The following is a 25,755-nucleotide window of genomic DNA, read 5'->3' as shown; positions in this document are numbered from 1 at the left end:
ACAAATGCATTAACGATTGCTATCATTATTTAATAAAACTTTATAGGAAGGAGATCCAGGGTGATAGCAATATATGTAAGGGTATCGACCGAGGAACAAGCGATCAAGGGATCGAGCATCGACAGCCAGATCGAGGCCTGCATAAAGAAAGCAGGGACTAAGGATGTGCTGAAGTATGCCGATGAAGGATTTTCTGGAGAACTTTTAGAACGGCCGGCTTTGAATCGCTTGAGGGAGGATGCAAGCAAGGGACTTATAAGTCAAGTCATCTGCTACGATCCTGACCGTCTTTCTCGGAAATTAATGAATCAGCTTATCATTGATGATGAACTGCGAAAGCGAAATATACCCTTGATTTTTGTAAATGGTGAATACGCCAATTCTCCAGAAGGTCAATTATTTTTCGCAATGCGTGGAGCAATCTCAGAATTTGAAAAAGCCAAAATCAAAGAACGGACATCAAGCGGCCGACTTCAAAAAATGAAAAAAGGCATGATTATTAAAGATTCCAAACTATATGGCTATAAATTTGTTAAAGAGAAAAGAACTCTTGAGATATTAGAAGAGGAAGCAAAAATTATTCGGATGATTTTCAACTACTTCACTGATCATAAGAGCCCTTTTTTTGGCAGAGTAAATGGTATCGCTCTACATTTAACCCAAATGGGAGTTAAAACAAAAAAAGGCGCCAAAGTATGGCACAGGCAGGTTGTTCGACAGATATTAATGAACTCTTCTTATAAGGGTGAACATAAGCAGTATAAATATGACACTGAGGGTTCTTATGTTTCAAAACAGGCAGGAAACAAATCTATAATTAAAATAAGGCCTGAAGAAGAGCAAATCACTGTGGCAATTCCAGCAATTGTTCCAGCTGAACAATGGGATTATGCTCAAGAACTCTTAGGTCAAAGTAAAAGAAAACACTTGAGTATTAGCCCTCACAATTACTTGTTATCGGGTTTGGTTAGATGCGGGAAATGCGGAAATACCATGACAGGGAAGAAAAGAAAATCACACGGTAAAGACTACTATGTGTATACTTGCCGGAAAAATTATTCTGGAGCAAAGGACCGCGGTTGCGGAAAAGAAATGTCTGAGAATAAATTAAACCGGCATGTATGGGGTGAGATTTTTAAATTCATCACAAATCCTCAAAAGTATGCGTCTTTTAAAGAGATTGAACAATCAAATCACCTATCTGACGAATTAGAACTTATTCAAAAAGAGATAGAGAAAACAAAAAAAGGCCGTAAGCGTCTTTTAACGCTAATCAGCCTAAGCGATGACGATGATTTAGATATTGATGAAATCAAAGCACAAATTATTGAACTGCAAAAAAAGCAAAACCAGCTTACTGAAAAGTGTAACGAAATTCAATCAAAAATGAAAGTCCTAGATGATACAAGCTCAAGTGAAAATGCTCTAAAGAGAGCCATCGACTACTTTCAATCAATCGGTGCAGATAACTTAACTCTTGAAGATAAAAAAACAATTGTTAACTTTATCGTGAAAGAAGTTACCATTGTGGATTCTGACACCATATATATTGAAACGTATTAAAGAGGGGTGTATGCACCCCCCTTTTGTAATTACAATCTCATTTTCAATACACCTCGCAGCATACGTCGCCAGCTTTGTCCCTTTACCAGCGGAATAGCTTTCAATTCCTTTAATCAGCCCGATCGTTCCGATGGAGATTAAGTCCTCTGCATCCTCACCTGTATTTTCAAATTTTTTCACAATATGGGCGACCAAGCGAAGATTATGCTCAATCAGCATGTTTCTGGCATGTTCATCCCCTTTAGCCATGAGCTCTAAGTATTTTTTTTCCTCGCTGCTTGAGAGCGGTTGTGGAAAGGCATTGTTTTTCACGTAAGATACTAAAAAGACAAGCTCTTTAACAACAAAGCCGAGCGCTGCGAAAACACCTGTCACCATCGTCACCTCCACAAAAGTATGTAGGCAAAAGCCTATATGTAAATGTATGTGGGCGGGAGGCTGTCTGTGTCTGTACCGGGAAATTTCTCGCAGGGGAGCCTGGGCTTTTGTAAACAGCATATTAACTTCAAATGTTAACAATAATTTTTATCATGCGCCCATACATTGAAATGAACAAATGTATGGGGGGATGGGAATGAAAAAATGGATGGCAGGCCTGTTTCTTGCTGCAGCAGTTCTTCTTTGTGTAATGGTTCCGCAGCAGATCCAAGGCGCTTCTTTGTATGACAAAGTGTTATATTTTCCGCTGTCTCGTTATCCGGAAACAGGCGATCATATTAGAGATGCGATTGCAGAGGGACATTCTGAGATTTGCACCATTGATAGAGATGGAGCAGACAAAAGGCGGGAGGAATCATTAAAGGGTATCCCGACGAAGCCGGGCTATGACCGGGATGAATGGCCGATGGCGGTTTGCGAGGAAGGCGGTGCAGGAGCTGATGTCCGATATGTGACGCCTTCTGATAATCGCGGGGCCGGCTCATGGGTAGGGAATCAAATGAGCAGCTATCCTGACGGCACCAGAGTGCTGTTTATTGTGCAGTAGTAAAGAAGAGGCTCTTTCTTGAGCCTCTGTTGTTACAACCCTTCGCCGTGCTGAATGTTCGGGGGATAGGTTTCTGCTTTTCGCCAATATTGGCGTGTGCCTTCGTCCCGTACAACAATGCCCAGCTGTGCCAGTTCGAGACGGAATTCTTCAATATCGTCTTTTTGTTCGTCCTCCAGCGCTTTGTGACGAGCTTTTAATAAGGCATGGGCGCCTTGCGATAGGTCAGGTGCATCAGGAATCCATCGGCGAAATTGATCTGTAAACGGATCACCATCTGCTGCCCATTCGTAATGATGCTGTCTAAAGGCCTTCTCAACGTTTACTGGTTTTTCATCAATTTCTTCCCGTACCAATTCATATCCGGCTGTTCCTAGGAGGACAAGCCGTTTGTGATCCATAAATACGAGAGCGATGTCACCGGAATGAATTGTTTGCACTTTTTTTCCTTTCATGAATTCCACTGTGTGATCTGTAATCTTGACAGACAGCAGCATTGCACTAACAGAATGAGCGAACCAAATCCCCGCACACATACCGAGAAGAGCAGTGATAAATGCAGCTGTTGATCCCTGAAAAGAGGTGATGAGCCGAAGCGGTCCTTCAAAAGGAATCCACGGAAGGGATAATGCCCATTCCGCAATCTGCGGGATAAAATACCCGATGGTAAGACCGATCATTGCAAATGCAGCGTATAAAAAGAATATAGCGGTTTTCGTAACACCAATAAGAGTATGAGATTGATTCTGCAACATGACACCTTCTTTTACTGAAAATTCTCTTCCCATATTTTAACTCAACGAGATGGTAAATCAAGGATAAAGTAAAAATTATGGATTTAAGAGGGTTCCGAAATGGAACTGGCAGGTACAGCCGGTCATGAAAAACATATTAAAATGGGCAGAAGATGTAGTTTCATTTATTTTCCTGCGTATCAAATACAAAGGGAACATAAAAAGTAAAGGCTTTTGACAATCAGGAGGAATAGGCATGAAATCGGATTAATCGGCTTAGGGAAAATGGGCATAAATATAGGAAAGCAATTCATAGGCCGCAATCATCAAGCGGTTGGATATGATATAAATCAAGGTTGGTGGGGCAGTTTTGCGTGATGTTTGACCTTTATTAAGAAAAGTCGATATGATTATCGAAGCTGGAAACTCTCATTAAAAAGAATCGATCACCGCTACAATTAAATGAAAGAAGCGGTATCCATTATCTCGATGCCGGTACGGCGGGCGGAATGAAGGCGCATGGCATGGAGCCTGTTTTATGGTGGGGTGTGATCATAAAGCATGGGAGATTGTAGAACTGTTTTTTCGGGACACCGCCGTCGGGAGCCGCGCTTGATCTGCAGACCGCAACTCCTGTGGTCGCATGTCGCTGCTCTTCGAAATGAATTTGGAGGCCATGCGACGGAAAAAAAGTAAGGGGGGCGAACAAGCCTCCTTATTTTTTTGGCACCTTCAGAAGATGAGGGAACTTTTTATATATGACCAGCATGATGATCAGAATATACGCACCGTAAATGCTGATAGACAATAATTTATTGCTGGTGAAGTTGGCACCTGCAATGGTGACAACAACAATATTGGGGATTTTCCCTATGAAAGATGCAAAGAAAAAAACATGCCAGCGAACCTGACTCAGTCCGCAGATCACGTTCATTATAAGGGAAGGTATGATCGGTATCAGCCTTCCTAATAAAACAGCGGTAAAAGCGTTTTTGTTGAAGGAAGCCTCGTAGCTCTGTATGGCAGGATAGGCCTGAACTTTTTTTCTGGCCCAATCTCTAAAACTGTACCTGGCGAGAAAAAACAGCAATATAGTACCAAGCATTGAGCCGGTCAGTGTAATCCAAATTCCATTTGCAGTCCCGAACACTGCGCCATTTAAAGCAGCAACCAAAGCAAACGGCACTATTGGGAAAAAAACATCGGCAGCAATCAGCAGCATACTAAATAAAACGGAAAACATCCCTCCTGCTTTGATTGCATCAAGCCAAGCTTCTTTCTGAAAAAAACCGACTGCAATGATAGCGATAATCACAAGTATACCTATTACTTTTTTTAACATGTCTATGGTCACTCCCAACTTAGGTGATGTCAGGAGCCAAAACCTCCGTCATCTAAATTAGTATAACTGGTGCCATTTCAGCGGTTCAACTGAAAACCAGGTTGAGAACACAATTCTTTTTAGTTCATAAAAAAGGCTGTCCGTCTATCTCTCTGTTTTCTTAACATAGGGGAGATAGAAAGGGTAACCATAACCTTAAGGGATAAGCTGTATCTTAGCGTATTTATTTCCTTTGGTTTGTGTGTTTTTCAGATTAGAGAGAAGGGAATTTAAAAATAAAAAGTCATCTGCTGCGCCGCAATGAAAGCAGAATGATATTCACTGAGGGGGACACGTTAACTATAGGAAAAAACAGTGTTAGCGAAAAAACTCTTCGTTGAACGAAGAGAAACAGAGGTATAACATTAAGGTGAGGCTTTTGGGGGTGTAAAGATGAAACATTTTATCATCCTTTTCCTTCTGTTGTTCGTTACAGCAGGGTGCGAGGGAATGGGATACGAAGACGTTGTAGCATTTGGTGACAGCAATACGCGTGGCTCTAATTGGGATTATCGCGATTATCCAAAAGCACAGCAGTGGGTCAATATACTTAAAACAGCTGAACGCGGTAACCTTGATATACTCAATGCGGGAATCGGAGGACAGACGACAGAGGATGCCCGTCTTCGGTTTCAGACAGATGTGCTGGATCAAAAACCGAAGTATTTGTTTATTATGTTCGGCACAAATGACGCCGCCATACTGACTGAGGGAAAACCGAGAGTGTCGAAGCAGCGTTTTAGAGAAAATCTGGTTTATTTTATTGAAGAAAGCAGAAAACACGGGATCAAGCCAATCTTAATGACGTGTATCCCAATTATAGAAGGTAATGGGAAGCATCATCTGTTTTATTATTCCAGATATAAAGCAGCTGCTTTTGAACCAAAAGGCGGAGCAAGGAAATGGCACGACTCATACAACGATATTACAAGAGATGTGTCGAAGCGCCTGAATGTCCCTCTTGTAGATAACTGGAAGCATTTTATAGAAGCAGACGGCGGAAAAGCAACTGATGAAGCGCTTATCCAATCCGGTCTTATAGATCCTTCAGGCAATCATATGACACCTAAAGGGGCAAGGATCGTATATGAAGGAATACAAGATGGGCAGATTCTGCAGCGTTGAGCCGGACAACCGCCTAGTCCGATTTATTTCTCCTACATAGGCTGTTATAAAACCTTATTAAGGAGGCGCTTCACATGTATGGCGCAGGCAGAGCATATGGATACGCTTTTATTGTTGTTTTAGTTGTTGTTCTCCTGGTTGTGGGCGGCATATACTGGTTAGCATAATAACCAGCCCTTTAAAACACCTCTTTTTAGGGGTGTTTTTTGCTGAAAATAGTAGTAAAGCGCGCAGCCGAAGTGATATAATATCAGTCATCTGAGTAAAAAAAGGAAATACGCCCGGAAAAAATAGACAAATTCTTATTAAGAAGATACGGAAATAATATGTCCGAGCGATCTTCTTTTTATTTCGTTTTCAATTAACTCGATAAAGTCACGGTTTAAATTCATCTCGGTGGCTTTGAAATAAGATTCTATTAGTAATTCATCAGACAGTTTTCTCATGCTAGGAACCCAATTAATGGGAGAGGCACCTCCTTAAAAGTTGGAATCATTCATGATCTTAACGCATATAATGATAAGTTGCGTTTATCTGAGGTTGAAGTTATCTTTAATCTACCATGAAATGAATATAAGAACAATCGTTCTGTTATCCACACCAAAAAGTGGATAACTTGTGAGTATCGTGTTTATAATTTGTCTAAAGAGTGATGTAATAAGAGTGGATAGTGTGTGTAAATTTATCCACACCTGGTGAAGAAACCCAATTTTTGTCGAAATTTTTTTGCTCAGTTCTTCTTTAGGCGCAAGTTCGATTTTTTTCGACAATCATATTAAGGAGAAAGAAAAGGGAAGGGTGCGGGTTTTGTTAAAAAAGTTTTTTTTACCTGACGAGTTTGTAAAAAATATTTTTCATATTACACCTGAAAAATTAAAGGAACGAAATGTAAAAGGGATTATTACTGATCTGGATAATACGCTTGTTGAATGGGACAGGCCGAACGCGACGCCGCGCTTGATCGAGTGGTTTGAAGAAATGAAGGAACACGGCATTAAAGTGACAATCGTCTCTAATAATAATGAAAGAAGAGTGAAACTTTTCTCTGAACCGCTTGGAATCCCATTCATTTATAAAGCAAGAAAACCGATGGGTAAAGCCTTTAATAGAGCGGTGCGCAATATGGAGCTGAAAAAAGAGGACTGCGTTGTCATCGGAGACCAGCTGCTGACCGACGTACTTGGGGGAAACCGAAACGGCTACCATACGATTTTGGTCGTGCCTGTCGCTTCCTCTGACGGATTCATTACGCGCTTTAATCGCCAGGTTGAACGCAGAATACTGAGTGCTCTCAAACGAAAAGGGCACATTCAGTGGGAGGAGTAAGAAATGGAAAAGGTTGTTTGTATCGGATGCGGAGTTGCAATCCAAACCGAGGACAAAACAGGTCTGGGGTACGCTCCGCCTGCATCGCTTACGAAAGAAAATGTGATTTGCCAGCGTTGCTTCAGACTGAAAAACTACAATGAAATACAAGACGTTTCCTTAACGGATGATGATTTTTTGAACATCCTTCACGGTATTGGGGAAACGGACTCTCTTGTCGTAAAAATAGTTGATATTTTTGATTTTAACGGCAGCTGGATTAATGGGCTGCAGCGCTTGGTGGGGGGGAACCCTATCTTATTAGTTGGCAATAAAGCGGATATTTTGCCTAAGTCACTGAAAAGAGAGCGTCTGATCCAATGGATGAAACGTGAAGCGAAAGAGCTTGGCTTAAAACCTGTTGACGTATTTTTGGTCAGTGCGGGACGCGGCCAGGGAATCAAAGAAGTCATTGATGCGATTGAGCATTACCGCAACGGCAAAGATGTCTATGTTGTCGGATGTACAAATGTAGGGAAGTCCACCTTTATTAACCGGATTATTAAAGAAGTGTCAGGTGAAGAAGATATTATTACAACATCCCAATTTCCTGGCACAACCCTTGATGCGATTGAAATTCCGCTGGATGACGGCTCAGCGCTTTATGATACTCCGGGAATTATCAACAACCATCAAATGGCGCATTTTGTCAATAAGAAGGATCTGAAAATACTATCCCCTAAAAAAGAGCTGAAGCCTCGCACTTTCCAGCTTAATGATCAGCAAACACTGTATTTTGGCGGACTTGCAAGGTTCGATTATGTGTCTGGGGAAAGATCTCCTTTTATTTGCTATATGCCAAATGAGCTGATGATTCATAGAACAAAACTTGAAAATGCAGATGCGCTTTATGAAAAGCATGCAGGGGAATTGCTCACGCCTCCGGGTAAAGATGAAATGGATGAGTTTCCGGAATTGGTCGCCCATACGTTTACGATAAAAGACAAAAAGACAGATATCGTTTTCTCTGGGTTAGGCTGGGTTACTGTCCATGACGCCGATAAAAAGGTAACTGCATACGCTCCAAAAGGCGTTCATGTATTTGTTCGGCGCTCATTAATTTAAGAAAAGGGGAGAGGAGTATGAAAAAGCTGTACGGGGTTATCGGAAATCCGATTGGCCATTCCATGTCACCTGATATTCATAACGCATCATTGAAAGATCTTGGGCTTGACGGGCATTATCATGCCTTCAAGGTGGAAGAGAATGATCTGGAGGATGCGGTAAAGGGAATAAAAGCTCTAGGCGTACAAGGAATCAATGTGACTGTCCCGCACAAGGTTTCTATTATGGATTATTTGGATCATATTGATGAGAGTGCAAAAGTGCTTGGTGCCGTAAACACGGTCAGAAGAGAGGGAGACAATCTTGTCGGATACAATACCGACGGGGAAGGCTTTGTGAAGTCATTAATGAAGGTATTAGACAAGCCCATCTCTGAACTGTCATTTTTAATGATCGGCGCGGGCGGAGCGGCGAGAGCCATCTTTACAACAATTGTCCGTAATAGTCCGAAAAAATTTGACATTTGCAACCGGACGCTGGAAAAAGCAAAGCGGCTTACAGAATCCACTCCCTCGTTTCACAATAAAGAAGTGTTAAGCTTAAAAGAAGCAGAAGAACGTCTTGAGCAGTATGATGTGATTATCCATACAACGTCAGTGGGCATGTATCCGAACGTGGACGAAGTGCCGCTTTCATTACAGCGTGCCGCAAGCAGTGCTGTCGTATGTGATATCGTGTATAATCCAATTCAGACGGCCCTTTTAAAAGAAGCAAGCCAAAAAGGCTTAAAAACACTCGATGGTGTGGGCATGTTTGTTGAACAGGCGGCATTATCCTTTCAATTATGGACTGGACAAGAGCCTGATATTGAAAAAATGAGATCAATTGTAATAGGAAAATTAGGAGGAACAGAATGTTAACAGGTAAACAAAAACGTTTTTTGCGTTCAAAAGCGCATCATTTAACGCCGATTTTTCAAGTAGGTAAAGGCGGAGTAAACGACAACATGATTAAACAAATTGCTGAGGCACTTGAAGCGAGAGAGCTGATTAAAGTCAGTGTTCTCCAGAATTGCGAAGAGGATAAAAATGATGTGGCGGACGCTCTTGTAAAAGGAAGCCGCTCTCAATTGGTGCAGACAATCGGCAATACAATTGTGTTATATAAGGAATCAAAGGAAAATAAACAAATCGAGCTTCCTTAAAGGTGGTTGAAATGAAGAAAATCGGAATTTTCGGAGGCACGTTTGATCCTCCGCATAATGGTCACCTCTTAATGGCGAATGAGGTGCTGTACCAGGCGGGGCTTGATGAAATTTGGTTTATGCCCAATCAAATTCCGCCGCATAAACAGGACGAAGACTATACCGACAGCTTTCATCGCGTGGAAATGCTGAAGCTTGCGATTCAATCCAATCCGTCCTTTAAGCTGGAGCTTGTTGAAATGGAAAGAGAAGGGCCATCATATACCTTTGATACCGTTTCTTTATTGAAGCAGCGTTATCCAAATGATCAGCTGTTCTTTATTATCGGTGCTGATATGATTGAATATTTGCCGAAATGGTATAAGCTGGACGAGCTGCTGAACCTCATTCAATTTATTGGAGTAAAGCGCCCCGGTTTTCATGTTGAAACCCCTTATCCGCTTCTCTTTGCAGACGTTCCGGAATTTGAGGTATCATCAACTATGATAAGGGAACGGTTTAAAAGCAAGAAGCCCACTGACTACTTAATCCCTGATAAAGTGAAGAAGTATGTAGAGGAGAATGGTTTATATGAATCGTGAGGAGGCACTTGCATGCGTGAAGCAGCAATTGACCGAACACCGATATATCCACACGATTGGCGTGATGAACACGGCGATCGAACTTGCGGAGCGTTTTGGAGCCGATTCTAAAAAAGCGGAAACAGCGGCGATCTTTCATGATTATGCCAAATTCCGCCCAAAAGAAGAAATGAAACAAATTATTGCGCGAGAAAAAATGCCTGCGCATTTATTGGATCATAATCCGGAGCTCTGGCACGCTCCGGTCGGCGCGTATTTGGTCCAAAGAGAAGCGGGTGTCCAAGATGAAGACATTCTTCACGCCATCAGGTATCATACCTCAGGGCGCCCTGGCATGACACTTTTAGAAAAAGTCATTTACGTTGCCGATTACATTGAGCCTAATCGGGCATTTCCCGGTGTCGATGAGGTGCGTAAGCTTGCTGAGACTGATTTGAATCAAGCGCTGATTCAGTCCATTAAAAATACAATGGTTTTTCTTATGAAAAAAAATCAACCGGTTTTTCCAGACACATTTTTAACATATAACTGGCTTGTGTCTGGCAACTGAACAGGAGGAATTTGTGAATGAACCAAAAGGCCATTTTAAAGCTCGCAGCTGCGGCATGCGATGATAAACGGGCAGAGGATATTTTAGCACTGGATATGGAAGGCATTTCTCTAGTTGCTGATTATTTTTTGATCTGCCACGGAAATTCAGATAAACAAGTGCAGGCGATTGCCCGTGAAATCAAGGATCAGGCTGATGAAAACGGCATTCAAGTCAAAAAGATGGAAGGCTTTGATGAAGCAAGATGGGTGCTCGTTGACCTTGGCGATGTGATTGTTCATGTCTTCCACAAGGACGAAAGAAGCTACTATAACCTTGAAAAGCTGTGGGGAGACGCTCCGCTCGCAGATCTTGACCTTGGAATGAACCAATGATTTATCAAGGCTTTGCAAGCGTGTATGACGAGTTGATGTCACACGCGCCTTATGATCAATGGACAAAATGGATTGATGCATCTCTCCCGGAAAAAGGCCGTGTTCTTGATCTTGCATGCGGCACGGGAGAAATCTCCATCCGGCTTGCCGAAAAAGGCTTCGAGGTTACAGGCATCGATCTCAGCGAGGAGATGCTTTCCTTCGCCCAGCAAAAGGTATCTAGTAGCCAGCCTATTCTATTTCTTCAGCAGGATATGAGAGAGATTTCCGGCTTTGACGGTCAGTTTGATGCTGTTGCGATATGCTGTGACTCATTAAATTATTTAAAAACAAAAAATGATGTAATCCAAACCTTTAAAAGTGTGTTTCGGGTGTTAAAGTCCGGAGGCATTTTGCTGTTTGATGTTCATTCATCTTATAAAATTGCGGAAGTTTTTCCGGATAGCACATTTGCTGACCAGGACGAAGATATCAGCTATATTTGGCAGAGCTTTGCTGGAAGTGAAGAGCTTTCTGTCATTCATGATATGTCGTTTTTTGTTTGGAACGGAGAAGCATATGACCGCTTTGATGAGACACACGAGCAAAGAACGTTCCCAGTGGATGAATACGAAGAAATGCTGAAGAACTGCGGCTTTCAGCTCCATCACGTGACAGCTGATTTTACGGATTCCGAGCCATCAGCACAATCAGAACGCCTATTTTTCAAGGCGCAGAAACCAAAAACCATCGTTTCCTAAAACGATGGTTTTTTAAAATGCTTTTTTATGCTTTTGCAGTACAGACAAAAGTATGACATACTCGCCTACACATGAAACTGCTTTTTCACTGCGGAAATATCCTCCTCGTACTTCATATGAGTATTTTGAAATACCCGATGAAACATATCCTGCACACCGCTTTCCAGCGCTTTAATGCCTTCTCCCGTTACGCCGCCTTTAACGCAAACCTTTTCCTGTAATGCAGGCAGGGTATACAATTCGGTTTCTAACAGTTTTCCCATTCCGACAAGCATTTCCTTACACATCAAAATCGCGTCCTGTTTAGACACTGACGTTTCCGAAACAGCTGCATCTATAAACCGTTGAATCAGATAGCTCATAAAAGCGGGGCCGCAGCTTACGATGTCTGATGCAACTCTCGTAATGTCACTTTCAATTTGCAGCGGATGAGAAATATGCTGCATCAGCCCATTGATTTTCGCTTTTGCAGATTCGCCGCAGCTTGTGCCGAAAGTGACGAGAGAAACACCTGCCAGCGCCCTGTTCGTAATACTTGGGATCACTCGTGCCACTTGACACGGCACATATTGTTCGAGCTGTTCGGTTTGAACGGGGCTTGTAATTGAAATGAGAATATGATCTTTTCTTAAATAAGGTAACGCTCTTGCCAATAAAGGATATATATCAAGCGGCTTAACACAAATAAAAATCATTTCGTTTTCAGAAACGAGCTTTTCGAGACTTTCGGTAACGTTGATGCTGTTGTAGCGATTTTTTATGTGCAACGCTTTTTCAATTGTGCGGTTTGTGATTGTCATGTTTGAGGGATCGGCTGCTTTTGATTCAATAAATGATTCTATAAGGATCGTACCCATATTTCCTGTGCCGATAAAGCCTACCTTCAATGGTTTCCCCTCCTTTGAGCTATTATCCTCTAAACCATATGTGTTATGAAAATAAAATATGACGAAAGCGGGGAACATGCACGATGAATTGGTTGAATCAGCATAAGAAAGCAATGATTTTAGCGGCTTCTGCAGCTGTTTTCACAGCAATTATGATCTTTCTGGCCAGCGGGAGAAACAAAGAGCCGGTGAAGCAGGCTGTACCAACTGAGACGGTAAATACGGAGGTAAAGCAGGAAGCAGTCAAAGATGAGTCAAGCGAAGCAATTGTGATAGACATCAAAGGTGCTGTTCAGCATCCTGGCGTTTATGAAATGCGAACAGGGGACAGAGTATCTCAGGCAATTGAGAAAGCAGGCGGAACCAATGAGCAAGCAGATGAAGTGCAAGTGAATTTGGCGGAGATTCTGCAGGACGGGACAGTGGTGTACATCCCGAAAAAAGGGGAGGAAACAGCAGGGCAACAGGGTGCCGGAGGAGCTGTCCAAAGCGGTGGAGGGAAGGGGGAGCTGGTAAATATCAATACAGCCACCGTAGAGGAGTTACAAGGTATCTCAGGGGTTGGGCCATCCAAAGCTGAAGCTATTATTGCATACCGGGAAGAAAATGGGCGTTTCCAGACTATTGAAGATATCACGAAGGTTTCAGGAATAGGCGAAAAGTCATTTGAGAAAATAAAGTCTTCCATTTCAGTAAAGTGATTTGACGGTCATGCATTATGATAGGTAAACTAAAGGTCAGGCAACACAACATTTGGAGGGAACAACGTGGAACGAATATCATGGAATCAATACTTTATGGCTCAAAGCCATTTATTGGCGCTGCGCAGCACCTGTCCGAGATTATCTGTCGGCGCTACTATAGTCAGAGACAAACGCATGATTGCAGGAGGCTATAACGGGTCAATCGCCGGCGGCGTGCATTGTGCCGACGAAGGATGCTTAATGATAGATGATCATTGTGCAAGAACGATTCACGCTGAAATGAATGCGATTCTACAATGCTCTAAGTTTGGGGTACCGACTGATGGAGCGGAGATTTATGTGACGCATTATCCGTGCATTCAATGCTGCAAATCTATTATTCAAGCGGGTATCAAAACGGTTTATTATGCTGAGGATTACAAAACAAATCCGTATGCGCAGGAATTATTTGAACAGGCGGGTGTAACTGTTGAACAGGTTGAACTCGATGAAATGATCGTTGATTTGAAAAACAGGGAAAAGCTTTCATTTGTAGCGGGTCTTATAGGGAAATTGGCCGATGCCGGTTTAGCGGAGGAAGAATTGAAAAAGATACATGAACAGGCGAATACACTTTTCACGAGCTACGTGTGATGAATGCGTAATTCGCGTTTGTTATTGCCTTTGGCGGCAGCTTCGGCAACGGCTGGAATTACTGCCGCCGCTTATTTCCCCGCTACTTTTCTATTCATCCTCTTTCTCCTCATCATTTTAATCAAAACGAGGCACGCTTTTCTCATTATTGTTTGTTTCTTCTCTTTTATATTGTTTTTTGTACTGTATGCAGTCACAGATTCTCAGAATGTCTCTTCCTATCGGCAGGGAACCTATCATTTCAAGGCAGTGATTGACACTATTCCCAAAATTGACGGCGACCGTATGTCTATGATCGTTAAGACACCTGATAAGGAAAAATGGGCTGCTGCGTATCGCATTCAGTCTGCTGATGAAAAAGAAAAGCTGTTATACATAGAATCAGGAATGTCATGTGAGTTGACTGGTACATTGGAAGAACCGAATCACGCAACTGTGCCGGGTGCATTTGATTATAACGAGTATCTTTATCGGCAGCATATTCATTGGAACTACTCTGTCACGTCTATCCAAAACTGCAGCGAACCTGAAAATTTCAAGTATAAGGTGCTCAGCTTGAGAAAACATATCATATCATTCACAAACAGCCTGCTGCCTCCTGATTCGGCAGGAATTGTACAGGCACTTACAGTTGGTGACAGATTTTATGTGGAGGACGAAGTGCTTACCGCGTATCAAAAGCTTGGTGTTGTCCATCTCTTGGCGATTTCAGGGCTCCACGTTGGGATTTTGACAGCGGGATTGTTTTTTATCATGATCCGTGTCGGTATAACAAGAGAAAAGGCGTCAATTCTGTTGCTATTATTTCTGCCGCTCTATGTGATGTTGACCGGCGCTGCTCCTTCAGTGCTTCGCGCCGTTTTAATGTCAGGTGTTTACTTAGCTGGAAGTCTCGTCAAATGGCGTGTCCGCTCGGCAACGGCAATCTGTCTCTCATATATCGCCCTTCTGCTCTTCAATCCTTATCATCTCTTTGAAGCCGGTTTTCAGCTATCGTTCGCCGTCAGTTTTTCATTAATTTTTTCCTCTTCTATTTTTCAGCAGGTAAAAACCTCCTTGGGTCAGCTGGCAATTGTATCACTCATCGCCCAGCTCGGATCGCTTCCGATTCTCCTGTATCATTTTCATCAGTTTTCAATCATCAGCATACCGATGAATATGTTGTTGGTTCCATTTTATACGTTCTGTATTTTGCCGGGGGCTGTAGCAGGTGTTCTTCTATTAAGTCTTTCCGCTTCATTTGGCAGATTGTTTTTCAGTTGGTTTGATTTCTTGATGAGCTGGACCAATAAGCTGATCACAAAAATCGCAGATATTGATGTGTTCACGCTTATCATCGCACGTCCCGCGCCTGTTCTTCTCTTTTTATTCACAGTGACGATCATCCTATTGCTGATGTCGATTGAAAAACGCTCCTTTTCTCAGTTGATGGTAACCAGCGGCATTTGCTGCTCGGTGCTGTTTCTTCTCTTTGCATCTCCGCGTCTTAGTCCCGAAGGAGAAGTGGATATGATTGATATTGGGCAGGGGGACAGCATGTATGTAGGTGCTCCGCATCAGCGGGGACATGTCTTAATCGATACTGGCGGCACTTTGTCTTACTCGTCAGAGCCTTGGCGCGAAAAACAACATCCGTTTTCACTGGGAGAAAAGGTGCTGATTCCGTTTTTAACTGCTAAAGGAATCAAACAGCTTGATGCTTTAATTCTGACGCACGCTGACCAAGATCATATCGGAGAGGCGGAGACTTTACTGAAGCATCATAAAGTAAAGCGCCTCGTGATTCCGAAAGGGTTCGTTTCTGAACCTAAAGATGAAAAAGTGCTGCAGGCAGCCAGAGAAGAGGGAGTGGTAATTGAAGAGGTGAAGCGAGGCGATGTATTGCAAATAAAGGATTTGCAGTTCCATATACTGTCACCGAGAGCACCTGATCCGGCAAGCAAAAATAATTCATCTCTCGTTCTGTGGATGGAAATGGGCGGTATGAGCTGGATCTTGACGGGTGATCTGGAGAAAGAAGGGGAACAAGAGGTGATGAAGGTGTTTCCGAATATAAAAGCAGATGTGTTAAAGGTGGGGCACCATGGGAGCAAAGGCTCTACCGGTGAAGAATTCATCAAACAGCTTCAGCCGAAAACGGCCATTATCTCAGCCGGGAAAAACAATCGGTATCACCATCCTCATCAAGAAGTTCTGCAGATATTACAAAGACATTCTATCCGTGTGCTGCGTACAGATCAAAACGGAACGATCCAATATAGATATCAAAACAGAGTTGGAACCTTTTCTGTCTATCCTCCATATGATACATCAGATATAACAGAGACGAACTAAAAAAAGACTGCCGAGAAATCAGCAGCCCGGGCAGTCGCTGTTATGAACCAACCAGGTGAATAACCGTTGCCATGACAAACAAGAAGGCGAAAAATCCGAAGGACACAACAAAACCAACAGCTGAGTCTACAGCATCATTTCGTTTGCTTTGAACGTTTTTTTCAAAATCATTCAACTTTATCCCTCCTGACTGATTTAAGTATAATCGAATCGTTTTGAAAAATCTAGAAGCTTAGGTAACGTTTTCTGTTCTGGTGATTATCGCCTTTTTACAAGCTGTCCCGGGGGCTTGCGAACAGGCGTTTAATATAAATGGGGAAGCAGCAGTCAGGCTTCCTCTTTACTATTTTGTAAACTCAATTTAGGATAGAAGGGGATGATGAAAGAGAGGAAGTCGTACAACAATGGTATTTGATGTGTGGAAAAGCCTGAAAAAAGGAGATGTCCATCCGGTTTATTGCTTATACGGAAAAGAGACATATCTGCTGCAGGAAACCGTCAGCAGGATCAGACAGACGGTCGTTGATCAGGAGACAAAGGATTTCAATCTATCTGTTTTTGATCTGGAAGAGGACCCGCTGGATCAAGCGATTGCAGATGCTGAAACGTTTCCGTTTATGGGGGAGCGGCGTCTTGTCATTGTGAAAAATCCATATTTTTTAACAGGTGAAAAGAAAAAAGAAAAACTGGAGCACAACATAAGTGCGCTTGAATCGTATATACAATCGCCTGCGCCTTATACAGTTTTTGTCCTGCTTGCTCCGTATGAAAAGCTTGATGAGCGGAAAAAGCTGACGAAAGCGTTAAAGAAGCACGCGTTTATGATGGAGGCGAAGGAATTAAACGCAAAGGAGACAACAGACTTTACTGTCAACCTTGCAAAAACAGAGCAAAAAACAATTGGCACTGAAGCGGCGGAGCATTTGGTTCTGCTTGTGAATGGACATCTGTCATCGATTTTTCAGGAGATTCAAAAGCTCTGCACGTTTATTGGAGACCGTGAAGAAATTACGCTGGATGATGTGAAAATGCTTGTTGCTAGAAGCCTTGAACAAAATATTTTTGAGCTGATCAATAAAATCGTCAACCGAAAACGAACTGAGAGTCTGCAAATTTTTTATGATTTGCTTAGACAAAATGAAGAACCGATCAAGATCATGGCGCTTATTTCGAACCAGTTCCGGCTGATTCTGCAGACAAAGTACTTTGCGGAACAGGGGTACGGACAAAAACAAATCGCTTCTAATCTAAAAGTTCACCCATTTCGGGTAAAGCTGGCGATGGATCAAGCGAGGCTTTTTTCAGAGGAGGAGCTCCGTTCTATCATTGAGCAGCTTGCCGTCATGGACTATGAGATGAAAACCGGTAAAAAGGACAAGCAGCTCCTGCTCGAACTGTTCCTTTTACAGCTGTTAAAAAGAAATGAAAAAAACGATCCCCATTATTGAGGATCGTTTTTATATTATGCAGAAAGTCCGTTCACTTTTTTCGCTAGTCTTGATTTGTATCGAGCTGCGGTATTTTTGTGTACAAGACCTGTTTTCACTGCTTTATCAATACGTTTAGCTGCTTCAGTAAGAGCAGTTTTCGCTTTGTCAGCTTCGTTGTTGGCAACAGAAGCTTCAACTTGTTTGATTGCAGTACGCATAGCAGATTTGATTGTCGCGTTATGAACGCGGCGTTCGTTGTTTGTTTTTGTACGTTTAATCGCTGATTTAATGTTTGGCATGTGTTTCACCTCCTAAGATACAACCTGTAGCACAGTGTCTTAAGGTTAAATCTTCTTCACAATAGAACAAATTGTATTCTATCAAACACATCTTTAGATTGCAATATAAATGTAAAGTATTTTTCATTGAAGGCTCTCTTTTTAGCATGATTCATTCAGCAAATGGCAACAATATAGGTACTTAATGTGAAGGAGGCCCCTGTATGAAAAAGAGTGAGCTGGATGTGAATCAGTATTTGATACGTACCGATTTGGCAGTGGAAACGAAGGAAGCAATGGCCAATCAGCAGGCTGTGCCGACAAAAGAAATTAAAGGATTTGTTGAAAAAGAGCGTGATCACGGCGGCATTAAAATCCGCACAGTTGATGTTACAAAGGAAGGCGCGGAGCTTTCGGGAAAAAAAGAAGGGCGCTATTTAACGCTTGAGGCACAGGGAATCAGGGAGAATGATTCGGAAATGCAGGAAAAGGTCTCTGCTGTCTTTGCAGAGGAATTCGCGGCTTTTCTTGAAAACCTTAATATCTCAAAAGATGCGAGCTGTTTGATCGTTGGGCTCGGCAACTGGAACGTGACACCTGACGCACTTGGACCGATGGCTGTAGAAAATCTGTTGGTAACAAGGCACTTATTTAAGCTTCAGCCGGAAAACGTACAGGAGGGGTATAGGCCTGTCAGTGCATTTGCACCGGGTGTCATGGGGATTACAGGAATCGAGACAAGCGACATTATTAAAGGTGTGATTGAGCAATCGAAGCCTGATTTTGTCATTGCTATTGACGCATTGGCGGCACGGGCGGTGGAAAGGGTCAACACAACCATTCAGATATCGGATACAGGCATTCACCCAGGATCTGGGGTGGGGAATAAACGAAAAGATTTAAGCAAAGACACACTTGGTGTTCCGGTTATTGCTATCGGTGTTCCGACAGTAGTTGATGCCGTGACAATTGCCAGCGACACGGTGGACTACATATTAAAACATTTTGGCAGAGAAATGAAGGATAACAGTCCGTCAAGATCACTTGTTCCAGCTGGCATGACGTTTGGGAAAAAGAAAGTGCTCACTGAAGAAGATCTTCCAGATGAAAAGCAGCGCCAATCGTTTCTGGGTATTGTCGGAACCCTTCATGAAGATGAAAAACGGCAGCTTATTCACGAGGTGCTTTCGCCTTTAGGGCACAACTTAATGGTTACGCCGAAGGAAGTCGATTCATTTATCGATGACATGGCAAATGTTTTGGCGAACGGATTAAACACAGCGCTTCATGAAAAAGTATCACAAGAAAACAAAGGCTCCTACAATCACTAAACAGTTCTACTTCCTCTAGCTTGTTCATAGAGTAATTACTAGACAAGCGCTGGAGGGATTCAATGAGAAATAAACGCAGAAACAGACAAATTGTTGTTGCGGTAAATGGCGGGAAAGCGGTAAAAGCCATCTTTCTATTTATCGTAAGCCTTATCGTGATTTTTGTTCTATCCGGTGTGCTGACGTCTCTCCGGCCGGAACTCAGGCCGTCGTCCGACTCTTTTTATGGGATTGCTGAAGAATTGCCGGGTGACGTGTTTGCACACTTGCTGCGGATGGAAAACCATTATTTTGCTTCTGACCTTTCTGAAACCGACAGCTCATTTCATCTTTCGCGTCTATCTTTAAAGCTGGCGACGAGCATTAACCTCGAAGATCCGCGGAGCTTTCTCGGCCGGGAGCTGCCGGGGTTTGCACAATTTGATACCGAGATTCTGTTAGCTGGACAAGGTACGGATTATACGAATATGCCTGCGGAATCGCCGCCGCCGTCTAAGGTGATGGAAGAAGAAAGAGAAGCGAATTTGGCAGAGATTGAAAAACAGCAGACGCAATCAGACAATGGGCAAAAAGATCCGCCGAAACAAACAACAGGTGACAAAAAGGTCGTGTTTATCTATCATACGCACAATACGGAATCATATCTCCCTCTATTAAAAGGCGAGACTAATCCTGATATGGCGCGCCATTCTAAAGCCAACGTCACGCTTGTAGGAGATATGTTCGGAAAAGCGCTTGCATCCCAAGGTATCGGAGCCACAGTGAATAAAACCGATATACAGTCGAAATTGAATAAAAAAGGCTTAAACTATGCAAGGTCCTATGATGAATCAAGACCGGTCGTGAAAGACGCTCTCACTACAAATAAAAATCTGCAATATATCATTGATATCCACAGAGACTCACGACGCAAAAAAGACACGACCGCAACGATTAAAGGGAAAAGCTATGCCAGAGTATCCTTTGTCGTCGGGAAAAAAAGCAAAAACTTCGAAGAAAACTATAAAATTGCGAGCAAGCTTCATAAACTGATGGAGAAAAAATACCCTGGACTAAGTACAGGTGTCTTTTCCAAAGGTTCGCCAGGCGATAACGGTGTTTACAATCAAGATTTAACCGACAGAGCGCTTTTGCTCGAATTTGGCGGAGTAGATAATAATCTCGAAGAGCTGCAGCGTGCGGCTAACGCGGCAGCGGATGTATTCAGTGAAATGTATTGGGATGCTGAAAAGGTCAACGCGAAGAGCGGTGAGACGAAAAAACAATAAGAAATAGGTGGTTGATTTGATTGCATACTTTGGAAAGTGCTTACTGCTTGTTACGATCATGTTTTTAGGCGTTCTGTTTGGCATGCAGCAGGCAAACAACGGAATGCTGAGTATGAAAGGCTATCATGACCCTTCACTGAAGGGGGCGTTTACGCTCACCGACGGAAAAGGGAATGAAAAAGAAGCCTCGATTCTAGGAGAAACAGTCACAGCAAAAGATTTAGAAGAAAAACAAAAAGAGCTTGAACAGGTGGAAACATTCAATATGTTCTCAAAAGCCGGAAAAGCGCTTTCGGATACCGTAACCAATACTGCCCAGTCAATGTATGAATGGATACGGGATATGAATCAATAGGTATGTGGAAGAGAAAAGCAGCCCAGATATGAAGGGGCCCTTTTCTCTTTCTTGTTTTACATTGAATCTTTACAATCCTATTGATATAATCTAAGCTAGTGTATTTTGCGTTTAATAGTAGGAGTGATAGATTGTGACAGATAAAGAAAAGCGTTTAGAGAGGCAGTCGAGAATACGGAATTTCTCTATCATTGCCCATATTGACCACGGAAAATCGACCTTAGCGGATCGTATTTTAGAAAAAACGTCGGCAATCACTCAACGAGAAATGAAAGAACAATTGCTCGATTCTATGGATCTTGAACGTGAGCGGGGCATAACCATTAAGTTAAACTCTGTTCAGCTTAAATATAAAGCAAAAGACGGAGAGGAATATATTTTTCATCTGATCGACACGCCGGGACACGTCGACTTCACGTATGAAGTATCCCGAAGCCTTGCTGCCTGCGAGGGAGCGATTCTAGTCGTGGATGCAGCCCAGGGGATTGAAGCGCAGACGCTCGCCAATGTCTACTTAGCGCTTGACAACGATCTTGAAATCCTTCCGGTCATCAATAAAATCGACCTTCCGAGCGCCGAACCGGAACGCGTACGCCAAGAGGTAGAAGACGTTATCGGCCTTGATGCGTCAGAAGCCGTGCTTGCTTCCGCAAAAGCAGGAATCGGGATCGAGGAGATTTTAGAGCAAATCGTAGAAAAGGTGCCCGCTCCGACCGGAGATCCAGAGGCACCGCTAAAAGCGCTGATTTTCGACTCGCTTTATGACGCCTACCGTGGTGTCGTGGCGTATATCAGAGTTGTAGAAGGAACGGTAAAGCCGGGTCAAAAAATCAAAATGATGGCAACCGGCAAAGAATTCGAAGTAACAGAGGTTGGCGTGTTCACGCCGAAAGCGACTCCGACAAATGAACTGACTGTCGGTGATGTAGGCTTCCTGACTGCCTCAATTAAAAATGTCGGTGACACACGTGTCGGTGATACGATAACGAGCGCTGCCAATCCTGCAGAAGAAGCGCTGCCGGGATACCGCAAGCTAAACCCGATGGTGTACTGTGGTTTGTATCCGATTGATACAGCGAAGTACAATGACTTAAGGGAGGCCCTTGAAAAGCTTGAGCTGAATGATTCCTCCCTTCAATATGAAGCGGAAACTTCGCAAGCGCTTGGATTCGGGTTCCGCTGCGGATTTTTAGGCATGCTCCACATGGAGATCATTCAGGAGCGTATTGAGCGTGAGTTCAATATCGACCTGATTACGACAGCGCCAAGTGTTATCTATGACGTGTATATGACAGACGGCGAAAAGGTCGTTGTCGACAACCCTTCCAACATGCCGGACCCTCAAAAGATCGAACGGGTTGAGGAGCCATACGTAAAAGCGACGATGATGGTGCCGAATGACTATGTCGGCGCTGTAATGGAGCTTTGCCAAGGAAAACGCGGCAATTTCATTGATATGCAGTATTTAGACGCAAACCGTGTCAGCATCATTTATGATATGCCATTAGCGGAAATCGTATATGAGTTTTTTGACCAGCTGAAATCAAGCACAAAAGGCTATGCGTCCTTTGATTATGAACTGATCGGCTACAAACCGTCCAAGCTTGTGAAAATGGACATTATGCTGAACGGAGAAAAAATCGACGCCCTTTCCTTTATCGTGCATCGCGACTACGCATACGAACGCGGAAAAGTAATTGTAGAAAAACTGAAAGAGCTCATTCCGCGCCAGCACTTTGAAGTACCGATTCAAGCGGCGATCGGCCAGAAAATCGTGGCCCGCTCTACCATAAAAGCAATGCGTAAAAACGTATTGGCTAAATGTTACGGAGGGGACATCTCGCGGAAACGAAAGCTTCTTGAAAAACAAAAAGAAGGAAAACGCCGAATGAAGCAGGTCGGCTCAGTTGAAGTGCCGCAAGAAGCATTTATGGCGGTCCTGAAAATGGACGACAGTCCGAAAAAATAATAGAAGCCGCCGCAGTCCTGTACTGCGGCTTCTTTCTGTAAAGAAGGTGAATCCGTTGAAATCAGCTTATATCCATATTCCATTTTGTGAGCATATTTGCCACTACTGCGATTTCAATAAATATTTTATTCAAAGTCAGCCTGTCGACGAGTATTTAAACGCACTCGAACAGGAAATGATAAATACATTAGCAAAAACTGGGCAGCCAGACCTCAAAACGATCTTTATCGGAGGAGGCACGCCGACCTCCTTGTCTGAGGAACAGCTCAAAAAGCTGATGGACATGGTCAATCGCGTGCTGATGCCATCAAGCGACTTATCGGAATTTGCGGTAGAAGCGAATCCGGACGACTTGTCCGCAGAGAAATTAAAGATATTAAAAGAAGCAGGCGTAAACCGCCTCAGCTTTGGTGTTCAAACATTCGAAGACGATCTGTTAGAAAAAATCGGCCGAGTGCATAAGCAAAAAGATGTATTCGCCTCTTTTGAAAGAGCGCGGGAAATCGGTTTTGAGAATATCAGTCTTGATCTAATGTTCGGGCTCCCGGGGCAAACCCTCAAGCATCTGGAACATTCCATAAACACTGCTTTATCACTGGATGCCGAGCATTATTCCGTATACTCCCTTATTGTAGAACCGAAAACGGTATTTTATAATTTGATGCAAAAAGGGCGGCTTCATCTTCCGCCGCAGGAGCAGGAAGCTGAAATGTATGAGATGGTGATGAGCCGGATGGAAGCTCACGATATTCATCAATATGAAATCAGCAACTTTGCTAAGGCGGGCATGGAATCCAAGCACAATCTGACGTATTGGAGCAACGAACAATATTTTGGTTTCGGAGCAGGGGCCCATGGATATATCGGCGGCACACGAACAGTGAACGTCGGACCTGTTAAGCATTACATTGACCTGATTGCTGAAAAGGGTTTTCCGTACAGAGATACACATGAAGTGATAACAGAAGAACAGATTGAGGAAGAAATGTTTTTAGGTTTGAGAAAAACAGCCGGAGTCAGCAAAAAACGATTCGCAGAAAAATACGGCCGTTCCCTGGATGGACTTTTCCCAAACGTATTAAAAGACCTTGCTGAAAAAGGGCTGATTCACAATTCGGAGTCTGCCGTTTATTTGACTCATCAAGGGAAATTATTAGGCAATGAAGTTTTTGGCGCTTTTTTGGGTGAGTTATAATTGACATTTTTCTTGTGGTTTGATACTTTTGTTATAGAATTAGCACTCACTTATTGAGAGTGCTAACAGAGGTGATGATGATGTTAACAAATCGTCAGCTGCTGATCCTTCAGGTTATAATCAACGATTTTATTAAATCGGCACAGCCGGTAGGATCGAGAACTCTTTCGAAAAAAGATGAAATCACATTTAGCTCTGCAACAATTAGAAACGAGATGGCTGACTTGGAGGAATTGGGCTTTATTGAAAAAACCCATTCATCCTCAGGGCGTGTTCCGTCAGAAAAAGGGTATCGGTACTATGTTGATCATTTGCTGTCACCCGTTAAACTGACGAAAAGCGACCTGGACCAAATCCACTCGATCTTCAAAGAGAAAATTTTCGAGCTGGAGAAGACAGTTCAAAAATCAGCGCAAATTTTGTCCGATCTGACGAATTACACATCCATCGTACTCGGGCCGAAGCTGAGTGAGAATTACCTTAAACAGATTCAAATCATACCGATTCAGCCTGATATGGCGGTAGCAATTCTCGTTACCAATACGGGGCATGTGGAAAACAAAACGATTAACTTTCCGACCAAAATGGATCTGTCTGATATTGAAAAACTGGTAAATATACTGAACGACCGTTTAAGCGGCGTTCCAATGGATGAACTGAATGAGCGCATATTTAAGGAAGTTGTCATGTACCTAAGACAGCACATTAAGAACTATGACAATATACTCGATGCGCTTCGATCAACCTTTCATTCCACAAATCACGTCGAAAAGTTGTTTTTTGGCGGAAAAATCAATATGCTAAATCAGCCGGAGTTCCATGATATTACCCGAGTTCGGTCGCTGCTTTCATTAATTGAGAAGGAACAGGATGTTCTCAAGCTGGTTCAATCCCCGCACACGGGAATTTCGATTAAAATCGGAAAAGAAAACGACTATGAAGAGATGGAAAACTGCAGTCTGATTACGGCATCTTATTCCGTTGACCAGAAACAGATCGGCTCAATTGCGATCATCGGTCCGACCCGCATGAATTATTCCAGGGTTGTCAGCCTGCTTCAGCATGTGACTTCGGACTTGTCAAAAGCATTAACAAATCTGTATGATGAATAAGGGAATTTTGGCAAATTTTATCGAAGGACAGCACCTGTCCTTCTCCTTACACTTTGAGGGAGGTGAACACAATGTCAGAAGAAAAACAAACCGTTGAACAAAACGAAACAGAAGAGCAAGAAATCATTGAAGAACAAGCTGCCGCTGATGAACAGCAGGAAGAAATAAATGAAAGCGAACTTCTTCAAAATCAAATTAACGAATTGCAAGGTTTGCTTGAGGAAAAAGAAAACAAACTTTTGCGTGTTCAAGCAGACTTTGAAAACTATAAACGACGCAGCCGTTTAGAGATGGAAGCGTCCCAAAAATACCGTTCTCAAAATATCGTGACTGATTTGCTGCCGGCTCTTGACAGCTTTGAACGAGCGCTGCAGGTTGAAACCGACAATGAACAGACGAAAAGTTTGCTCCAGGGAATGGAAATGGTCCACCGTCAGCTCGTAGAAGCCTTGAAAAAAGAAGGCGTCGAAGCCATCGAAGCTGTAGGGCAGGAATTTGATCCTAATCTGCACCAAGCCGTTATGCAGGCTGAAGACGAAAATTACGGCTCCAACATTGTTGTTGAGGAAATGCAAAAAGGCTATAAGCTGAAGGATCGCGTCATTCGCCCTTCCATGGTCAAAGTGAATCAATAATTACATAGCAGGAGGTT

General features: G+C 43.0%; 29 protein-coding genes and 2 pseudogenes. 24 read left to right on the top strand and 7 right to left on the bottom strand.

Translation table 11 applies throughout. From position 1 onward, the window contains the following. Positions 1-60 precede the first annotated feature (60 nt). Positions 61-1,563 carry a site-specific DNA recombinase SpoIVCA gene (gene spoIVCA / locus C1T29_RS14595; RefSeq protein WP_103750592.1) on the top strand — a complete coding sequence of 501 codons (1,503 nt, stop codon included), beginning with the start codon at positions 61-63 and terminating at the stop codon, positions 1,561-1,563. Positions 1,564-1,593: 30 nt separating this feature from the next. Here spoIVCA and C1T29_RS14590 read toward each other — a convergent pair. Further along, positions 1,594-1,941, bottom strand: a pseudogene (locus tag C1T29_RS14590) (sigma-70 family RNA polymerase sigma factor); the annotation flags it as partial. A 196-nt stretch (positions 1,942-2,137) separates the two neighbouring features. On the opposite strand from C1T29_RS14590, the gene nucB reads away from it, so the two are divergent. Next, positions 2,138-2,548, top strand: coding sequence for a sporulation-specific Dnase NucB (nucB, locus tag C1T29_RS14585; RefSeq protein ID WP_069149902.1), 411 nt, complete (start codon positions 2,138-2,140; stop codon positions 2,546-2,548). A 32-nt stretch (positions 2,549-2,580) separates the two neighbouring features. Here nucB and C1T29_RS14580 read toward each other — a convergent pair whose 3' ends face one another. Continuing rightward, the gene (locus C1T29_RS14580) at positions 2,581-3,303 is read right to left on the bottom strand and encodes a YqeB family protein (RefSeq protein ID WP_103749691.1); all 723 of its coding nucleotides are present in this window, start codon (positions 3,301-3,303) and stop codon (positions 2,581-2,583) included. Between the two features lie 264 nt (positions 3,304-3,567). Between C1T29_RS14580 and C1T29_RS14575 the strand changes: the two are divergent. Then, positions 3,568-3,883, top strand: a pseudogene (locus C1T29_RS14575) (NAD(P)-binding domain-containing protein); the annotation flags it as partial. A gap of 114 nt (positions 3,884-3,997) precedes the next feature. Here the strand turns inward: C1T29_RS14575 and C1T29_RS14570 are convergent. After that, positions 3,998-4,624 (bottom strand): TVP38/TMEM64 family protein, encoded by a 627-nt coding sequence (locus C1T29_RS14570; RefSeq protein WP_103749552.1) that lies wholly within the window; start codon positions 4,622-4,624, stop codon positions 3,998-4,000. Positions 4,625-5,056: 432 nt separating this feature from the next. Here C1T29_RS14570 and C1T29_RS14565 point away from each other — a divergent pair, with 432 nt between their 5' ends. Continuing rightward, complete coding sequence (locus tag C1T29_RS14565; RefSeq protein ID WP_014664678.1) at positions 5,057-5,788, top strand: SGNH/GDSL hydrolase family protein; 732 nt, start codon at positions 5,057-5,059, stop codon at positions 5,786-5,788. A 305-nt stretch (positions 5,789-6,093) separates the two neighbouring features. On the opposite strand, the gene C1T29_RS14560 is transcribed toward C1T29_RS14565, so the two are convergent. Further along, positions 6,094-6,234: a sporulation histidine kinase inhibitor Sda gene (locus C1T29_RS14560; protein WP_003226124.1), complete on the bottom strand. Its 141-nt coding sequence runs from the start codon at positions 6,232-6,234 to the stop codon at positions 6,094-6,096. 361 nt (positions 6,235-6,595) lie between these two features. On the opposite strand from C1T29_RS14560, the gene C1T29_RS14555 reads away from it, so the two are divergent. From C1T29_RS14555 to C1T29_RS14520, 8 genes are read left to right on the top strand one after another with little or no spacing between them, the layout of a single operon-like run. Then, the gene (locus C1T29_RS14555) at positions 6,596-7,114 is read left to right on the top strand and encodes a YqeG family HAD IIIA-type phosphatase (protein WP_003226126.1); all 519 of its coding nucleotides are present in this window, start codon (positions 6,596-6,598) and stop codon (positions 7,112-7,114) included. A gap of 3 nt (positions 7,115-7,117) precedes the next feature. After that, positions 7,118-8,218 (top strand): ribosome biogenesis GTPase YqeH, encoded by a 1,101-nt coding sequence (gene yqeH, locus C1T29_RS14550; RefSeq protein ID WP_095431727.1) that lies wholly within the window; start codon positions 7,118-7,120, stop codon positions 8,216-8,218. Between the two features lie 17 nt (positions 8,219-8,235). Beyond that, positions 8,236-9,078 (top strand): shikimate dehydrogenase, encoded by an 843-nt coding sequence (gene aroE / locus C1T29_RS14545; RefSeq protein WP_103749553.1) that lies wholly within the window; start codon positions 8,236-8,238, stop codon positions 9,076-9,078. Then, entirely contained in the window at positions 9,072-9,362 is a 291-nt protein-coding gene (gene yhbY / locus C1T29_RS14540; RefSeq protein WP_014664674.1) for a ribosome assembly RNA-binding protein YhbY, read from the top strand. Before aroE ends, yhbY begins: the two co-directional genes overlap by 7 nt. An 11-nt stretch (positions 9,363-9,373) precedes the next feature. Next, on the top strand, positions 9,374-9,943 hold the full coding sequence (locus C1T29_RS14535; RefSeq protein WP_014477393.1) for a nicotinate-nucleotide adenylyltransferase: 570 nt from the start codon (positions 9,374-9,376) through the stop codon (positions 9,941-9,943). Then, positions 9,933-10,493: a bis(5'-nucleosyl)-tetraphosphatase (symmetrical) YqeK gene (yqeK, locus tag C1T29_RS14530; RefSeq protein ID WP_103749554.1), complete on the top strand. Its 561-nt coding sequence runs from the start codon at positions 9,933-9,935 to the stop codon at positions 10,491-10,493. Before C1T29_RS14535 ends, yqeK begins: the two co-directional genes overlap by 11 nt. A gap of 17 nt (positions 10,494-10,510) precedes the next feature. Beyond that, entirely contained in the window at positions 10,511-10,867 is a 357-nt protein-coding gene (gene rsfS / locus C1T29_RS14525) for a ribosome silencing factor (RefSeq protein WP_014664671.1), read from the top strand. Beyond that, entirely contained in the window at positions 10,864-11,607 is a 744-nt protein-coding gene (locus C1T29_RS14520) for a class I SAM-dependent DNA methyltransferase (protein WP_103749555.1), read from the top strand. Before rsfS ends, C1T29_RS14520 begins: the two co-directional genes overlap by 4 nt. A gap of 65 nt (positions 11,608-11,672) precedes the next feature. Here the strand turns inward: C1T29_RS14520 and comER are convergent, their stop codons facing one another. Beyond that, positions 11,673-12,494 carry a late competence protein ComER gene (gene comER / locus C1T29_RS14515; protein WP_103749556.1) on the bottom strand — a complete coding sequence of 274 codons (822 nt, stop codon included), beginning with the start codon at positions 12,492-12,494 and terminating at the stop codon, positions 11,673-11,675. 83 nt (positions 12,495-12,577) lie between these two features. Between comER and C1T29_RS14510 the strand changes: the two genes are divergently transcribed. From C1T29_RS14510 to C1T29_RS14500, 3 genes are all read left to right on the top strand, one after another. Next, complete coding sequence (locus C1T29_RS14510) at positions 12,578-13,195, top strand: helix-hairpin-helix domain-containing protein (RefSeq protein WP_069839520.1); 618 nt, start codon at positions 12,578-12,580, stop codon at positions 13,193-13,195. 66 nt (positions 13,196-13,261) lie between these two features. Next, the gene (locus C1T29_RS14505) at positions 13,262-13,831 is read left to right on the top strand and encodes a ComE operon protein 2 (RefSeq protein ID WP_014664668.1); all 570 of its coding nucleotides are present in this window, start codon (positions 13,262-13,264) and stop codon (positions 13,829-13,831) included. Between the two features lie 3 nt (positions 13,832-13,834). Continuing rightward, positions 13,835-16,165 carry a DNA internalization-related competence protein ComEC/Rec2 gene (locus C1T29_RS14500; RefSeq protein WP_103749557.1) on the top strand — a complete coding sequence of 777 codons (2,331 nt, stop codon included), beginning with the start codon at positions 13,835-13,837 and terminating at the stop codon, positions 16,163-16,165. A gap of 40 nt (positions 16,166-16,205) precedes the next feature. Here C1T29_RS14500 and C1T29_RS14495 read toward each other — a convergent pair whose 3' ends face one another. After that, positions 16,206-16,340, bottom strand: a complete 135-nt coding sequence (locus C1T29_RS14495) for a YqzM family protein (protein ID WP_003229983.1) — start codon at positions 16,338-16,340, stop codon at positions 16,206-16,208. Between the two features lie 76 nt (positions 16,341-16,416). Here C1T29_RS14495 and C1T29_RS14490 point away from each other — a divergent pair, with 76 nt between their 5' ends. Then, positions 16,417-16,530, top strand: a complete 114-nt coding sequence (locus C1T29_RS14490; RefSeq protein ID WP_134975484.1) for a hypothetical protein — start codon at positions 16,417-16,419, stop codon at positions 16,528-16,530. A 39-nt stretch (positions 16,531-16,569) separates the two neighbouring features. Next, a complete protein-coding gene (gene holA, locus C1T29_RS14485) occupies positions 16,570-17,613 on the top strand; it encodes a DNA polymerase III subunit delta (RefSeq protein WP_103749558.1) in 1,044 nt (347 codons plus the stop codon). Positions 17,614-17,627: 14 nt separating this feature from the next. Here holA and rpsT read toward each other — a convergent pair whose 3' ends face one another. Beyond that, positions 17,628-17,894: a 30S ribosomal protein S20 gene (gene rpsT / locus C1T29_RS14480; protein ID WP_003229989.1), complete on the bottom strand. Its 267-nt coding sequence runs from the start codon at positions 17,892-17,894 to the stop codon at positions 17,628-17,630. A gap of 203 nt (positions 17,895-18,097) precedes the next feature. Between rpsT and gpr the strand changes: the two genes are divergently transcribed. The 7 genes from gpr to grpE all read left to right on the top strand — a co-directional run bounded on the left by gpr (position 18,098) and on the right by grpE (position 25,738). Then, positions 18,098-19,204, top strand: a complete 1,107-nt coding sequence (gpr, locus tag C1T29_RS14475) for a GPR endopeptidase (RefSeq protein WP_103749559.1) — start codon at positions 18,098-18,100, stop codon at positions 19,202-19,204. A 62-nt stretch (positions 19,205-19,266) separates the two neighbouring features. Beyond that, positions 19,267-20,472 carry a spore autolysin SpoIIP gene (gene spoIIP, locus C1T29_RS14470; protein ID WP_103749560.1) on the top strand — a complete coding sequence of 402 codons (1,206 nt, stop codon included), beginning with the start codon at positions 19,267-19,269 and terminating at the stop codon, positions 20,470-20,472. Between the two features lie 16 nt (positions 20,473-20,488). After that, on the top strand, positions 20,489-20,827 hold the full coding sequence (locus C1T29_RS14465) for a YqxA family protein (RefSeq protein ID WP_014664663.1): 339 nt from the start codon (positions 20,489-20,491) through the stop codon (positions 20,825-20,827). Positions 20,828-20,960: 133 nt separating this feature from the next. Further along, complete coding sequence (lepA, locus tag C1T29_RS14460; RefSeq protein ID WP_014664662.1) at positions 20,961-22,796, top strand: translation elongation factor 4; 1,836 nt, start codon at positions 20,961-20,963, stop codon at positions 22,794-22,796. A 55-nt stretch (positions 22,797-22,851) separates the two neighbouring features. After that, positions 22,852-23,991 (top strand): radical SAM family heme chaperone HemW, encoded by a 1,140-nt coding sequence (gene hemW, locus C1T29_RS14455; RefSeq protein WP_095431719.1) that lies wholly within the window; start codon positions 22,852-22,854, stop codon positions 23,989-23,991. 80 nt (positions 23,992-24,071) lie between these two features. Further along, positions 24,072-25,103 (top strand): heat-inducible transcriptional repressor HrcA, encoded by a 1,032-nt coding sequence (gene hrcA, locus C1T29_RS14450; protein ID WP_040082581.1) that lies wholly within the window; start codon positions 24,072-24,074, stop codon positions 25,101-25,103. A gap of 71 nt (positions 25,104-25,174) precedes the next feature. Continuing rightward, a complete protein-coding gene (grpE, locus tag C1T29_RS14445) occupies positions 25,175-25,738 on the top strand; it encodes a nucleotide exchange factor GrpE (RefSeq protein WP_095431718.1) in 564 nt (187 codons plus the stop codon). The last annotated feature ends 17 nt before the right edge of the window (positions 25,739-25,755 follow it).

It is taken from the genome of Bacillus sp. MBGLi79, from assembly GCF_002953915.1.
The sequence above is the reverse complement of the archived record's forward strand: the minus strand, read 5'-3'. Positions and strand labels throughout refer to the sequence as shown.